Genomic DNA, 15,679 nt, shown 5'->3' on the forward strand with positions numbered 1-15,679 from the left:
TATAGGCTAATAAAGAAAATAGCAGTCCTCAATATTACTTATATATATTCCTAAATTTTTATAAATAATTAAGTATAATTTAAATAATTTATTTATATATAGAAAGGTATATTATGATTTTAGAACAAAAAGAAATTAAAAGCTTTTATTCAAAGTATACAAAGAACAAAAATAATAAAGTTGTTGAAAATGCCATGACTAAAAATGGTATTAAGAATTCAAGCATTAATAATGATGTTTTAAGATTCCACAACAATGAATTCTCAATTCAAGTACCTAAAGCTGGTATGACCAACCAAAAAAATTCAGGAAGATGTTGAATCTTCTCATCAACAAACATGTTAAAGACCAATGTATTAAAATCGTTAAATGTTGAATCATTTGAATTTTCAGAAAACTATTTATTCTTCTGAGATAAATTAGAAAAAGCTAACACCTTTTTAGAATTAATGATCAGTAATCCAAAATTAGATTACACAGATAGATTATTCTGTTCATTTATGGAAATGATGGTTTCTGATGGTGGATACTGAGAATGAGCACAAGGTTTAATTAAAAAATACGGTTTAGTTCCTAAAGGCGTAATGGATGAAACATTTAACTCAAGTAGTACAGGTGCTTTAAATGAAGTTTTAAACTTTCACTTAGTTGATGCTGCAAATAGAATTATACAAGCAGCTAAGGCTAAAGCAAGCATCGAAGAATTAAGAAAAATCAAACATGATGCATTAGCAATCGTATTTGAAGTAAATGCTAAAGCATTAGGTTTACCTCCAAGAACATTCGATTTTGAATATAGAGATAAAGATAAAAACTTTCATAGAATTGAAAATGTTACACCTCTACAATTTTTAGTAAAATATGTAGGTATGGAATTCTTAAATAAAGTAAACCTTCTTCATGATCCAAGAGATATACATCCTAAAAATAGATTATATGTTTCAAAATACTATAAATCAGTTATTGAAGAAAAAGCAGTTAACTCAATTAACACAACTCTTGATGAAATCAAGAAAGCTATTATTGTTTCATTAAAAGAAGGAACACCAGTTTGATTTGATTGTGATGTTTCATTATTTAGTGATAGAAAAGATGGTATTTTTGATACTGAAATCTATAACTATGAAGATTCATTACACATCTACAACACATTAACCAAAAAAGATAGAGTAAACTTCAGAATGTCTACTCCAAACCACGCAATGACTTTTGTTGGTGTTGATTTAGATAACGATGGTAACCCAATTAAATGAGAAGTTGAAAACTCATGAGGTGATGAAAACGGTAAAAAAGGTTACTTCTCAATGAGTGATAAATGATTTGATGAATATTGTTTTGGTGCAATCGTTGATCCAAAATATGTTTCTAAAAAAGTTTTAGATGCATTAGAAAAACCTGCTATTGAATTAGAACCTTGAGACCCAATGGCTTAAGATTAATAAAAATAGACATCCACGCGATGTCTTTTTATTTCACCAATTTCTTAAGAATATTAAGTTTCTTTTCATTATATGGATGGTAAGCTAAGTTAAAACCTAGTTTACCTTTTTTATAAAAGGCTTTAGCGTTGCTAAAAGTTTTAAAACCTTCAAAACCATGATATCTTCCAGTACCTGATGAGCCAACTCCACCAAAAGGTAAATAATCCGATGATAGTTGGCTTAATGTTTCATTTATAACTAATGAACCAGCTGATATATGTTTTGAAAAGTCATTAATATAATCATTATTTTTGCTAAACACATAAGAAGCTAAAGGCTTACCAAAATGTTTAATAAAATCATAAACTTCATTGATATTTTTATATTCAATAACTGGAAGAATAGGTCCAAAAATTTCGTGTTTCATAATTGGATCTTGTCAATCTGTTCTATAAATATAAGGAACTATTTTTTGATTTATACATCTGTTTTGTAAGTCTTTTGGTAAATATTGATTTAATCTTTCATGATGTTCTGAAGTTATAATTTTAGGATATTCTTTGTTATTTTCAGGTCGCTTTGTAAGTCATTCTTCAACAATTTCATTTGCATATTTTATAAACTCATTTGCTTTATTTTTAGGAACACAAACATAATCAGCCGCAACACATGTTTGACCTGCATTAACTAATTTACCAAAAAGAATTTTTTTAGCAGCAAACTTTAAATCTATATCATCAAATATAACTGTTGGAGATTTACCACCTAATTCTAAAACAACTGGAGTGTGATATTTAGATGCTTTTTCTGAAATAATTGTTCCAACTCTTTCACTTCCTGTGAAAAAGATTAAATCAAAACGATGTTCTAATAACTTAGTGATGTTTTCAATTGATGGTTCAATAACATAAACATATTTAGGATCAAAAGTATTATTGATTAGTTCAATTAAAACATTAGTTGTGTGTCTTGAAAATTCACTAGGCTTTATTATTGCTCTATTACCAGCAGCAATTGCTGCGATTAATGGAGATAATGATAAATAAAAAGGATAGTTTCATGGACTAATAATTAAAGTTAAACCTAATGGTTCATAGATAATTTTAGATGTTCCTGAGAACAATGTAATAGGTGTTTTAACACGTTTAGGTTTTGCTCATTTTGCTAAGTGTTTCAAGTTGTATTTGATACTTTTTAATACTAAACCAATTTCAGCAAAATATGCTTCATTAGGACTCTTGTTTAAATCTAAATATAAAGCATCCATTATTTTCTTTTCATTGTTTTTAACTAAGTCATAAAGTTTTGTTAATAACTCTTTACGCTTTGAAATAGGCATATATGGCATTTTAAGGTATTCAGTTTTTTGAAGTTCATAAATTTTTATATCATTCATAATAACCTCCACTATTTCCCGAGTTTCCAACTTTTACAATGTAATTTTTAACAACTCATCTGTTTGATGAGCTGTTTTTAATAATTTAAAATTTTAATTCATTTAAAATTCTTAAATATGTTTGATAATCTTGAATTGCTTGATTATTGTTGTCGTTAATAATATATTCTTCACTTTCAATTTTTCCGTCAATAATCTTGCATGTTTTGATTGTTTCTTTTATTACATCTTGTAATTTTTTGATTGTGATTTTTTCATCTACAACACCGAGTTCTTTCAAACCTTTGTTTAAATAATAAATAACAAAATTTAATAAAACAAGAGATAAGAAGCAAAGTACGAAATGACCTTCAATATGCTTTTCACTTCATACATAAATAGGTCTTACAGCTAAAGCACTTTTTAAAGCTCTAAAGTTTGATTCTATTTGTCATTGTTTTGAATATAAATTCACAATTTCTTCAGGTGATAAATCAAATCTAGAGGTTTCATAAGCATAATATCCGTCAAACTTTTCATCTTCGATAATTTTGTCATAGTTAAGTTTGTAATAACCTTTACCACCAACTTTTTCGAAGAATTTAAACTTCTTTTGACCGAACATTACTTGATCATGAACTAGTCCGTCTTTATCTTGTCTTTTAATAAAATTATCGATTAAAATTTGTCTATCATTTTTATCTTTTAATGCTCTTTTTTTACTATATGTTACTACCAATCTTCTCTTGTGTCCGTTTGCTCTTCTATTCTTTCAAAACGAATAAAAAGTAGTTTCTTTATATTTAAAATTATTGTCTCCAAAATAGCCGGATTCATCTATTGCAAAGGTCTTTCGGTCATTTGAAGCCGCTTTTAATCTATAAGATAAAATGTAATCAATATCGTTATCTTCTAAGAATCTTATGTTTCTATTTGTACTCATTCCTCTATCAGCAATGAGTGTTACTTTGTTTAATTCATATTGTGATTTTATATTCAAAATAAAATTAATAAATGTTGATGCATCAGCAGTGTTCCCTTTGAATAATTTATAGTGAATTGGAATGCCGTTTTCATCTGTTGCTAAACCTAAAACAATTTGATCTTCTTTGAATTTTCCATCTTTAGAATAACCTGGATATCTCAATCCTTCTCTTACAAAACTTTCAAAATATACCGTTGAAGAGTCGTATCAAATAATATCTATTTTTCTATTTTTATCTTTGATCAATGTATCGTTAACACTCTTTAAAATGTTATTTTTATTTTCAGCTAAATAGTCTAAAGTATTATAAAATGTCGTCTTTTCAACTTCTAAATTTATATTGAATTTGTCTTTATTTTTAAAGGATGAAAGCATGCTACCCGGATTTACAATTCTATTTGAAATCATATATTTTAATAAATCATTTAAATACTTGGATTTTGATACTTTAGCATCTTTAAAAGGATTTAATTTTTCTAAGAAACTGTATAACAAATCATATCCATAATTGAACTGTTTTGTTTCAATTTTAACCTTGCTTATATCTAACTCTAATTGTCTAATTATCATATTTCTATCTCAATCAGTATTGTAGTTTTGAGATAGTTTTTTAATTTTTTCTACTGGATCAGAACAATATTTTTCTCATTTTTCAACTGTACCGATACCGATAGATTTCTTATAACCTTTGCCAAATCCTCCTGAAAGTGCTAAAGATAAGTAAGTAGAGTTCTTATTTTTTCTTGAAATTAATAGTCATTTGTCTTTTTTCATATCTTTATTATACCCAAATTACAATGTAATTATGTAAAAAAATAACTTTTTTTATTTATATATAAATAACACTGAAAAAAGTAATAAAAAAGAGCTCCAACTTGGAAACTCAGGATCCATTATTTTCTTTTCATTGTTTTTAACTAAGTCATAAAGTTTTGTTAATAACTCTTTACGCTTTGAAATAGGCATATATGGCATTTTAAGGTATTCAGTTTTTTGAAGTTCATAAATTTTTATATCATTCATAATAACCTCCACTATTTATAAATAAATTATATTTTAAAGTTTTCAATTATGATAAAAATGAGCATAAAAAAACGGGCAAAAACCCGTTAATTATTAGTAGTTATTCATTCTTTCTAGAGAAAACATAATGTCCATTTTCAGTAACAATTACATCATCTTCAATTCTAGCTCCACCTAAACCAGGAATGTAAATACCAGGTTCAACAGTAATTACCATACCAGGTTCTAAAATGTAGTTGCTGAATTTGCTTACTCTAGGTAATTCGTGAACATCGATACCTAAACCATGTCCGGTTGAGTGAACAAAGTATTGACCATAACCTTGTTGTTCGATGTAATCTCTACAGATTTTATCAATTTCAGATGCTTTAATTCCTGGACGAACTGCTGCTCTACCAAGTCTTGCTGCTTCTTGAACGATTTCTAAAATTTTAAGAGCTTCTGGATTCTTGCAACTAGGTGCGCCACCAAGAATAATTGTTCTTGTAATGTCAGCACTATAACCTTTGTATAAAGCACCAAAGTCAACTTTAAGTAATTCGCCTTCTAATAACTTAGCATCAGTTGGGTGGTGGTGTGGTTCTGCTGCGTTTGGACCAGTAGCAACAATTTCATCAAAACTTTCTTTATCAGCACCATGTTTTTTAAGTAAGTAGTTTAAGTATGCAGCTACTTCTTTTTCAGTCATACCTGGTTGAACTCATTCCATTAATTCATTGTATGCTGCTAAAGAAATATCTATTGATTTTTGCATAATTTCTTTTTCTTCTTCATCTTTTTGGATTCTTAATTCTTGACTATGAATTCATCCAACGATGTTTGGTTTGATCATATTTACAAGTTTGTCATATTGTTCGTAAATTAAGTAATCTTTTTCTAAAACAATACTTTTATAGTGCTTTTCGTTAAAGAATTGTTGTAATGAATCACCTTCTAATAAACAAACTTCAACATTTTTAGCGTTTTCTTTGCAGTATTGAATGTAACGACCATCAACAAATAAGTATGCTTTATCTTTTTCGATAATAATGTAACCATCTGTTGTTTGGATACCTGCATATCAAAGTCTTGTTTGAGGTGCATCTGACACAATAGCATCAACATGTTTTGTTCTAAATAATTGATCTAATCTTGATCTGTTCATATCAATCTCCTTTTATAATTCCTTAATACTTAAATTATAAATTATTATAGCCAAATTTTTTCAATGACTTTTTATCATTTACTCATTTATCAGCTACCTTAACTTTTAGGTGCAATATAACTTTTGTTCCAAATTGATTTTGCATCTTTTTTCTAGCATTTGTGCCAATTTTTTTAATCATTGAAGCATCTTTGCCAATAAGCATTCCTTTTTGTGAATCTTTCTTCACATAAATAATGCCATTTATTTCAATTTGGTCCTCATCTTCAATAAAATCTTGTACTTCTACCGCAATTGAATGAGGTAATTCTTGATAAAGACAATTAATAGCACTTTCTCTAATGATTTCTTTTGCTATAAATCTCATTGACTTATCAGTTACATATTCAGGATCATATAGTGGTTCTGATTCAACTGCATATTTTTCAATTTCATGTTTTAAATCTTCAATTGAATTTGGATTATTAACTGAAACAGAAAGAATTTGGTCAAAATTATATTTTTTCAATTCAGTAATTTTATTTGTAATTTCTTCTGGTGATTTAGCAAGGTCAATTTTAGAAATAACAGCAATTTTGTGAGGAATTTTAGCTATTTTTTCTAAAATCATAGTATCGCCTTGCAAAATAGGTTCGTTGATTGGACTTAAGAATAATAAACAATCAACCCCCTTGGTTGAATCAAAAGCCTCTTTATTTAATGCTTCGCCTAATAAGTTTTCTGGTTTATGAATTCCCGGTGTATCCACAAAAACTAATTGATAGTCATCATCTGTATAAACTCCAGTTATTTGGTCTCTAGTTGTTTGTGGAGTGCTTGAAACAATAGTGACATCATAATTAACGATTTTGTTTAATAATGATGATTTACCAACATTAGGTCTTCCAATAATACTTGCTACACAAACTTTCATTATTTAATTTGCTCACTTCTTATAGCGTAAGGAATTAATTCTTTTATAGTGTTTACTCTAAATTTATCACCCTTAGCATTATATTGATATACTTTGGCGTCATCAGGCATGAATTCAGTCATAACTTGTCTGCAACCAGCACAAGGTGATATAAAGTCTTCACCTGATGAAATAATGTGCATTTCTTTAAAAGTTCCAACTTTAGCACCATATGCTACAGATCCAAATAATGCGCTTCTTTCAGCACATAAACCTGATGGGAATGCAGCATTTTCAACATTAACACCATAATGTTCTTTTCCATTTTCATCAATAGCAATAGCTGCTACTTTAAAGTGTGATCAAGGGCAGTATGAATATTTTAGTAAGCCTTTTAATTTTTCAATATCCATTTTAATTATCCTCTCTTGTAATTTTTAATGCTTCAAAAATGTCATCAACAATTTTATTCATTTGAATTCTTTCATTTTCTTCTTCATGGTCATAACCCATTAAATGAACTAATCCATGTGTAAATAAGTAGCAATATTCTCTTTTAACTGAGTGGTTAAATTCTTTGGCTTGCTCTTCTACTTTTTCATGACTAATAACCAATTCTCCTAATGGAAGAATAGGCAATGTTTCATATAATGATTTATCTCCAAAATCAAATGAAAGGATATCAGTTGCATAGTCTTTGTGTCTATATTCGTTATTTAATTTTTGAATTTTTTTGTTATTAACGATAGCCACATCGACTGAAACTAATTTATTTTCTAAATGAAAATATTTTTGAAAATTTTCAAGAATTTGAGTAAATTCTTTTTCAAATTTAAATGATGTTCCATTTTCAATATCTATGTTTATTTTGACCATACTTTAAATTATAAACTAATATTAAGTATTAAATTGTATATTAATACTAGGTTAAGAACAATTTGTTGAATAACGTAGTCGTTCCATAAATTAACTTAGAATTTAATGTCATGTTAGGCTTTAATTTTTCAATAAGTTGATACTCATTTGTTGTGAAATTAATTATTATTCCATCGTTCTTATATTTGAAGTTTTCAATGGTAATAATGTAATGTTTATTTTCTAAATCAAGTGTTAAATTTTGTCCAACTTCAAGGTTGTATAAAACATTATGCTGACCTACAATATATAGTTTTCTGTTCTCATCTATATTAATCACAACATTTGTTAATTTCTCTATTTTATAGGTTAATATGAAAAATATAATTCCAATAGAGACCATTAAAATTAATATAAAATAAGCTCAGATTCAATTAGAAACTTTGGTTAATTTCATCGAGTCTTACCTCCTTATTATTAAATATAAAATTGCTATTATGACTAATTTCAATAAAGAGTGAATCTTTATGAAAATCTTTAATTGCCTCTTTTAATTTAGCGCTATATCTTTCATCAATATTTTCAAATGCTTCATCTAAAATTACAAGATTATATTTTTTACAAAATAGCTTGAGCAAAATAATAATTTGCTTTTGCCCACTTGATAAGTTTGAACCATCATTATTAGCTTCTGAATTTAAATTTAGATTGATTTTGCTTAAATAATTAAATAGATCATATTTATCCAGATTATAGTTAAGCATTTGAAGGTTTTCATTATCACCGTTAGTTATATAATCAATTATCTTAAGATTTGGTAAGTATGTTTTGTTACCAGCATAGAAGATGGAGTTTTTAAAGTCTTCAAAATTGATTTGATTAAAGTTAGTGTTATTAATTAAATAATGACCATTAAAGTTATCAAAATCTCCTTTTAATAGTTTAACTAACGAACTTTTACCACAACCATTTGAACCAGTTAATTGGACATTTTGGTCAATTAATAATTCTTTAATATTTAAGATATTTTTAGAATCTTCATACCCAAATGTTAAATTTGTAAGTTTAATTTTATTGATTTTTTCAATTTTAGTGCCTTGCGAAAAGTTTTCTCTATTCTTTAATAAGAACACAAAATTTAATTGGTCTGAAAACTTCTTCATTAAGGTGTATGAAGTTAAAATACTTGACATTGATAATAATGGATTTATAAAGAAAGTAATTCCAGTTAAAAACATCATCATATCACCAGTTGAAAGTTTTTGTTTAATAATTAAAAAGGTTGAGATAAAGATAACTATATTAGAAATATTATTGATTAAAACTCCATTTAAAGTCATGTTATTATTTTTTGAATTAAAAATAATTTGGTCTTGTGTTTTTAAATTAATTGTTTTGTTATGCAATTTTCAAAGCATAAAATCAGCATATTCTGGATTTGATAAATCATGTTTTGAATTTACTAAATCAAGATCAATTTGTACTTTCTCATAATTTGCTAACATCAAGTTTGAATACTTTTTATCTATTTGATTTTGATGAATTACGTTGATGATAATTAGAATTAAACTAATAGCAAAAATAGTAACAAACAAAATGTAATTCAATCAAATTAATAATAAAGTAGCGCCAATGAAACTCAAGATTTCACTTATGAATGTATAAAAGAAATTAGCTTTATATTCACTAATAAATGCAATATATGAAGCTCTTTTAAAATAGTCAGCATTGTTTAGTTTATTTAGATTGTTTATTGAAGTATTTTTGAGTTTGTTAAAGTATTGTTCAGTGACTTTTAAAAAGATTTTATTACTTATCTTTTGGACGATATACCGTTTAAAATAGTCGTTTAGGAATTTTAAGATAGATAATCACAAGAACAAAACAAAGATAACGATCAGCGTTTGCTTCAAGAAATTTGGTAGAACTAAATCAAAGATTATCTTAATAAAAAATGTTGAAGAAAACGTCAAAATCAAATTAATGATTGCCGATAACAATAAAGGATAAATATATTCTTTACTAGTTATTAAATCTTTTAATTTATTTTCAATATGAAAGTTCTTATCGCTGATTTTCATATTAGTACTTGCTGTTGAAAGCACAATTCCTTGGTAAGTTTGCTTGAGTTCTTCTTCAGTATAAATTCGTTTTTTACCATAAGCAGAATCTAAAATAACAAATTTATCATTTTTAATATTTGTCAAAATAACATAATGGTTCAAGCTATTGTTTTGTGTCAAAAGCACCAATGGGAATTGGTCTTTAGGTATGCTTTTTAATGATTCTAAATCACAATAATATGGTTCTAACTTAACACCATGCATTGATGCTAAGTTTTTTAAATTTAATAAACTAATCCCTTCATTACTATAAGTTGAGTTAATTTTTAAATAATTTATATCTATCATGCGATTATGATATTTATAAATCAAACTTTGGAGCACATAAAGCCCACAGTCTTTTTGATCTTCTTGCTTGTAAATTTTCATACACTCCAATTTAGTTAAATAAGAAAAACTTAACAAAAAAAGAAAAAAATGGGAAAAATGCCTTGTTTTTACCAAAAATAGCATAATATTTATTAAGTATTAATAATTAGTAAGGAGATATATACTATGTCAAAAACAGTAGTACTTGCTAGCGACCACGGCGGTTGTGAATTAAAAAATGAAATTAGAGATTATATTAAAAGTTTAGGTTATGAAATTGTTGATTTAGGACCAGCGGATGCTTCGAAATCAATTTCATATGCTGAACAAGGACATAAATTAGCTAATTATGTAAATAGCCATGATGTTGCTTTTGGTGTAGGTTTATGTGGTACAGGTTTAGGTATTTCTTATGCTTTAAATAGACACAAAGGCATTAGAGCAGCTAGAGTTACAGATGTTGAAGATGCTAGATTAGCTAAACTTCACAATAATGCTAATGTTTTAGTTTTAGGTGGAAGATATGTACCATTAGCTGAAGCTAAAGCTATAATTGTTGAATACATTCACACTGAATATGAAGGTGGCAGACACCAAGCTAGAATTGATCAAATTGATGAATTTTAATTTATTTGCAAACAAAAAACTAACGCTTATGAGGTGTTAGTTTTTTAATTATTATTTGATGTTTAAAGCACTTTTTACATCCCCGAGTTTCCAACTTTTACAATGTAATTTTTAACAACTCATCTGTTTGATGAGCTGTTTTTAATAATTTAAAATTTTAATTCATTTAAAATTCTTAAATATGTTTGATAATCTTGAATTGCTTGATTATTGTTGTCGTTAATAATATATTCTTCACTTTCAATTTTTCCGTCAATAATCTTGCATGTTTTGATTGTTTCTTTTATTACATCTTGTAATTTTTTGATTGTGATTTTTTCATCTACAACACCGAGTTCTTTCAAACCTTTGTTTAAATAATAAATAACAAAATTTAATAAAACAAGAGATAAGAAGCAAAGTACGAAATGACCTTCAATATGCTTTTCACTTCATACATAAATAGGTCTTACAGCTAAAGCACTTTTTAAAGCTCTAAAGTTTGATTCTATTTGTCATTGTTTTGAATATAAATTCACAATTTCTTCAGGTGATAAATCAAATCTAGAGGTTTCATAAGCATAATATCCGTCAAACTTTTCATCTTCGATAATTTTGTCATAGTTAAGTTTGTAATAACCTTTACCACCAACTTTTTCGAAGAATTTAAACTTCTTTTGACCGAACATTACTTGATCATGAACTAGTCCGTCTTTATCTTGTCTTTTAATAAAATTATCGATTAAAATTTGTCTATCATTTTTATCTTTTAATGCTCTTTTTTTACTATATGTTACTACCAATCTTCTCTTGTGTCCGTTTGCTCTTCTATTCTTTCAAAACGAATAAAAAGTAGTTTCTTTATATTTAAAATTATTGTCTCCAAAATAGCCGGATTCATCTATTGCAAAGGTCTTTCGGTCATTTGAAGCCGCTTTTAATCTATAAGATAAAATGTAATCAATATCGTTATCTTCTAAGAATCTTATGTTTCTATTTGTACTCATTCCTCTATCAGCAATGAGTGTTACTTTGTTTAATTCATATTGTGATTTTATATTCAAAATAAAATTAATAAATGTTGATGCATCAGCAGTGTTCCCTTTGAATAATTTATAGTGAATTGGAATGCCGTTTTCATCTGTTGCTAAACCTAAAACAATTTGATCTTCTTTGAATTTTCCATCTTTAGAATAACCTGGATATCTCAATCCTTCTCTTACAAAACTTTCAAAATATACCGTTGAAGAGTCGTATCAAATAATATCTATTTTTCTATTTTTATCTTTGATCAATGTATCGTTAACACTCTTTAAAATGTTATTTTTATTTTCAGCTAAATAGTCTAAAGTATTATAAAATGTCGTCTTTTCAACTTCTAAATTTATATTGAATTTGTCTTTATTTTTAAAGGATGAAAGCATGCTACCCGGATTTACAATTCTATTTGAAATCATATATTTTAATAAATCATTTAAATACTTGGATTTTGATACTTTAGCATCTTTAAAAGGATTTAATTTTTCTAAGAAACTGTATAACAAATCATATCCATAATTGAACTGTTTTGTTTCAATTTTAACCTTGCTTATATCTAACTCTAATTGTCTAATTATCATATTTCTATCTCAATCAGTATTGTAGTTTTGAGATAGTTTTTTAATTTTTTCTACTGGATCAGAACAATATTTTTCTCATTTTTCAACTGTACCGATACCGATAGATTTCTTATAACCTTTGCCAAATCCTCCTGAAAGTGCTAAAGATAAGTAAGTAGAGTTCTTATTTTTTCTTGAAATTAATAGTCATTTGTCTTTTTTCATATCTTTATTATACCACAAATTACAATGTAATTATGTAAAAAAATAACTTTTTTTATTTATATATAAATAACACTGAAAAAAGTAATAAAAAAGAGCTCCAACTTGGAAACTCAGGAAAAACTAACGCTTATGAGGTGTTAGTTTTTTAATTATTATTTGATGTTTAAAGCACTTTTTACATCGGTTCATAATGAACTATTTGTAATTGATTCTTCTGTTGGATTTTTAGGATCGTTTTTGTTTTCAACGAAGTATTTTTTTAGAGCAAGTTCACTAAGAAAACTGTATGTTTGTTCTGAAGAATTATAAGCAAAAAATCTGCTTAAATTCTTATATGACTCACGATATTCTTTAACTCCTTTTAAGTCATTAAAGAAGAAAAACATATTTGGATAAAGTGTTGATAAACTAATATATGAATAATTTTTGTTTTTATTTAAGTAGGTAATTAAATCATCAATATCTAATGCAGATTTAAAATTAATATCCTTAATAATCGGTTCAAATTTTTCTTTATTTGACTGTAAAACAGAGTTATTTGTTCCAACACCAAGTAATTTTACATTACCATAGCCATAAAGTTCAAGCAAAGCTGTATCGCTTGAAAGCATAAATGATGGAACTCAAATATTGATTTTACGATCAGCATTAGCTTCAATTAATTTTCTAATTTCGTCAACTATTTTTCTAATACCAATAAAATACTTTTCTTTAATGTAAGATACTGAAGAAAGTTTCTCACTTTCAGCTTGAATTGTTTCAGTACTCATTTTCTTATTTTTAATTAATGAATTATATTTATCAATTACGCTTTTATCTAAAGATGTTGAATCATTTTTTTCTTCTTCGATATAAACTTTAACAGGCGTATCAGCAATTAAAGATAATTCCACTAAATCTTTTATAAAAGTATCTTGAGTATTTGATTTGTAATCTTCCAATAATTTAAAAATGAAAATGTTAAGCCCCGCGTTTTCATTACTTTTTGTTAAGTTCATTAAATTTGAAACTGGTTGCATATTTGGTGATGCGTTTTCATTGTTTAGAAAGTCTTGGTTTCAGTTGTAAGGAACAGTAGCTAGAAAAGCGTTATTTAAATTAGTTGTATTAGCGTTTGTTACATAATATTTTTTAGATGAGTAGTAACTACCCACTGTAACTAGCGTTGCAATTGTTACTGCTGCAATTGGCACACCAATACCAATTCCTAATTTAATTCTACGTTTTTTCTTTTCTTCTTTTATAGTTGGATCTTGCATAATATTTGTGTTTTTCATAATAAAAAGATTATATTAAATAATAATTGAACTAAAAGAAAACACTTAAGCAAAAAAAGTAAATAAAAAAATGGGGCGGATGAAGGGATTCGAACCCTCGGATGACGGGACCACAACCCGCTGTGTTAGACCGCTTCACCACATCCGCCACAAGCATTTTTTATTATAAAGGAAAAGTTAAGATTTTGAAATAAAAAATAATACTATTCATGCGAAATTAATTAATATATAATTTTGGATGTGTAGGAAAATGTAGGGTTAGCAAAATCATAAAGTGATTTTTCTTATCAATATAATTCTACCAAAATTTTTATTAAATAATATAAATTGTTTTTTGAGTTTGCACTAGTGCAAGCACAAAAAGTGGCCCTATATACGCGCGTATGCGGGCGCGCACCCTTGAATAGGGCAAGGGAAGAACCACTAAAACTACTTACCGTAGTGCGGTTTTTCCCTTTTAATATATTATTACAAAGTAATAATATATTATTTTCGCATGCGCTCCAGTTTGCACTTTTTGATTTTTTAAAAAAAGTGCTTGCTAATTGTTAGCACTAACAACTTTTATATATAATTACTATGTAATTATATATAATTTTTTACAAAAAGTGCAAACTCAAAATAAAAAGGCAATAAAAAAACGTGATTTTATAAGAAGATCACGTTTATATTTTTAGGAATATTTAATAGAATTTTTAGTTTTAAAAGATTAATATTTTGTCTTGAAAATGCATTTTTTGTATATTTTTTTAAGTAATGTCCAATAAAAGTTTCAGCATTTCCACCAAAATAATTAGCATTTTCATAGGTATTTATAAGATAGTTTTTATTATTTTTTCACAGTCTTAATAAGCTTTTTATTTCTCGAATTTTTAATTTTGATATTTTATTTTTCTTTAAAAAATCAATGTTTTTTCTCAATAAATTTTCAAATTCATCATATTTTTTATTTTGTAAAAATCATAAAAATAAAGGAAATTGATTACCAAATTCTCCTCCAAAAATATTTTTATTTTGTCTATTTTTATTCTTACTATAACCAAAACAATTGAACAAAATTTTATGAAAATGAAACTTATCATAGTATCTAATAGCTTTAATATTTTGACTAAATTTTGTAATACATCTAGCACCATCACCTGATAAATTTATATTTTTATAGGTATAAAATTTATCTATTATTTCTTTAGTTTTGTTAGTTAAAAAGTCCATATTTTGATAAGTTAAAGCATTCTTATCAAACTGAAAAATAATTGTTTTATTTAATAATTTATGATTATTTTTATCCTGATATCCATTATGAATTCCTACCATTCTTACTCGATATTTACCATTATTTAAATGTATAAAAGCATCATCATTTTCTATCTGAATTGTTTGATATTTTTGAGTTAAAAATTTATCGTATTGAACCATAAAAGTTATGTATTTTATTTTTAAATAATAGTGATAAATATCATAAGGAATTTTGCTTTTTAAAGCTTCATTTTGTTCCTTATTTCTACGTCTTAAATTTTGAGTTTTTATAGCTACTAAAACACTGCCTAATCAGTATCTTTTCTTACCCATTAATTTCAATATTTCATTATGATAATATGTAAATTTTTTACCTGTTTTTTTATCTAAATATTGAGTTAAATTGATAGTATATATTTCGCCATCGATAATAATAGTTTTAATTCTTCAATCCGAAACAATTCAATCTTTATATTCTTCATTTTCCAATCTAGTTTTGGTTCGAAATATTTCTTCTTCATCATTTAATTTTTCTATTATCATTTGTCCAGTAGATAAAATATCTTTCTCACTTACACCATTAACAAATAAATCTGTAGTCATAATAAAT

Annotated in this window: 14 protein-coding genes and 1 tRNA gene; 2 read left to right on the top strand and 13 right to left on the bottom strand. The window is 26.4% G+C overall.

From position 1 onward, the window contains the following. Positions 1–113: 113 nt before the first annotated feature. Positions 114–1,433, top strand: coding sequence for a C1 family peptidase (locus ACJA22_RS00535; protein ID WP_406617192.1), 1,320 nt, complete (start codon positions 114–116; stop codon positions 1,431–1,433). A gap of 34 nt (positions 1,434–1,467) precedes the next feature. On the opposite strand, the gene ACJA22_RS00540 is transcribed toward ACJA22_RS00535, so the two are convergent. The 9 genes from ACJA22_RS00540 to ACJA22_RS00580 all read right to left on the bottom strand — a co-directional run bounded on the left by ACJA22_RS00540 (position 1,468) and on the right by ACJA22_RS00580 (position 10,187). Further along, a complete protein-coding gene (locus ACJA22_RS00540; protein ID WP_406617193.1) occupies positions 1,468–2,817 on the bottom strand; it encodes an aldehyde dehydrogenase family protein in 1,350 nt (449 codons plus the stop codon). Positions 2,818–2,902: 85 nt separating this feature from the next. After that, entirely contained in the window at positions 2,903–4,555 is a 1,653-nt protein-coding gene (locus tag ACJA22_RS00545; RefSeq protein ID WP_406616757.1) for an IS1634 family transposase, read from the bottom strand. Between the two features lie 51 nt (positions 4,556–4,606). Then, a complete protein-coding gene (locus ACJA22_RS00550; RefSeq protein ID WP_406617194.1) occupies positions 4,607–4,804 on the bottom strand; it encodes a hypothetical protein in 198 nt (65 codons plus the stop codon). 100 nt (positions 4,805–4,904) lie between these two features. Beyond that, complete coding sequence (locus ACJA22_RS00555) at positions 4,905–5,948, bottom strand: M24 family metallopeptidase (protein WP_406617195.1); 1,044 nt, start codon at positions 5,946–5,948, stop codon at positions 4,905–4,907. Between the two features lie 34 nt (positions 5,949–5,982). Continuing rightward, positions 5,983–6,861, bottom strand: coding sequence for a GTPase Era (era, locus tag ACJA22_RS00560; protein WP_406617196.1), 879 nt, complete (start codon positions 6,859–6,861; stop codon positions 5,983–5,985). Further along, entirely contained in the window at positions 6,861–7,253 is a 393-nt protein-coding gene (cdd, locus tag ACJA22_RS00565) for a cytidine deaminase (RefSeq protein WP_406617197.1), read from the bottom strand. Before cdd ends, era begins: the two co-directional genes overlap by 1 nt. A 1-nt stretch (position 7,254) precedes the next feature. Beyond that, a complete protein-coding gene (gene ybeY, locus ACJA22_RS00570) occupies positions 7,255–7,716 on the bottom strand; it encodes an rRNA maturation RNase YbeY (protein WP_406617198.1) in 462 nt (153 codons plus the stop codon). Positions 7,717–7,762: 46 nt separating this feature from the next. Next, positions 7,763–8,152: an MAG1140 family protein gene (locus ACJA22_RS00575; protein WP_406617199.1), complete on the bottom strand. Its 390-nt coding sequence runs from the start codon at positions 8,150–8,152 to the stop codon at positions 7,763–7,765. Next, positions 8,130–10,187 carry an Mbov_0121 family peptidase domain-containing ABC transporter gene (locus ACJA22_RS00580; protein ID WP_406617200.1) on the bottom strand — a complete coding sequence of 686 codons (2,058 nt, stop codon included), beginning with the start codon at positions 10,185–10,187 and terminating at the stop codon, positions 8,130–8,132. The genes ACJA22_RS00575 and ACJA22_RS00580 overlap by 23 nt, the downstream gene beginning before the upstream one ends. A gap of 126 nt (positions 10,188–10,313) precedes the next feature. On the opposite strand from ACJA22_RS00580, the gene ACJA22_RS00585 reads away from it, so the two are divergent. Next, positions 10,314–10,754, top strand: coding sequence for an RpiB/LacA/LacB family sugar-phosphate isomerase (locus ACJA22_RS00585; RefSeq protein WP_406617201.1), 441 nt, complete (start codon positions 10,314–10,316; stop codon positions 10,752–10,754). Between the two features lie 149 nt (positions 10,755–10,903). On the opposite strand, the gene ACJA22_RS00590 is transcribed toward ACJA22_RS00585, so the two are convergent. The 4 genes from ACJA22_RS00590 to ACJA22_RS00605 all read right to left on the bottom strand — a co-directional run bounded on the left by ACJA22_RS00590 (position 10,904) and on the right by ACJA22_RS00605 (position 15,672). Beyond that, on the bottom strand, positions 10,904–12,556 hold the full coding sequence (locus ACJA22_RS00590; protein WP_406616757.1) for an IS1634 family transposase: 1,653 nt from the start codon (positions 12,554–12,556) through the stop codon (positions 10,904–10,906). A 152-nt stretch (positions 12,557–12,708) separates the two neighbouring features. After that, entirely contained in the window at positions 12,709–13,833 is a 1,125-nt protein-coding gene (locus ACJA22_RS00595; RefSeq protein ID WP_406617203.1) for a hypothetical protein, read from the bottom strand. Positions 13,834–13,904: 71 nt separating this feature from the next. After that, a tRNA-His gene (locus ACJA22_RS00600) sits at positions 13,905–13,981 on the bottom strand. 500 nt (positions 13,982–14,481) lie between these two features. Next, positions 14,482–15,672, bottom strand: a complete 1,191-nt coding sequence (locus tag ACJA22_RS00605; RefSeq protein WP_406617204.1) for an Mbov_0401 family ICE element transposase-like protein — start codon at positions 15,670–15,672, stop codon at positions 14,482–14,484. Between the last annotated feature and the right edge of the window lie 7 nt (positions 15,673–15,679).

The organism is Mycoplasmopsis adleri (assembly GCF_045276205.1).
Classification (GTDB): domain Bacteria; phylum Bacillota_I; class Bacilli_A; order Mycoplasmatales; family Metamycoplasmataceae; genus Mycoplasmopsis; species Mycoplasmopsis adleri.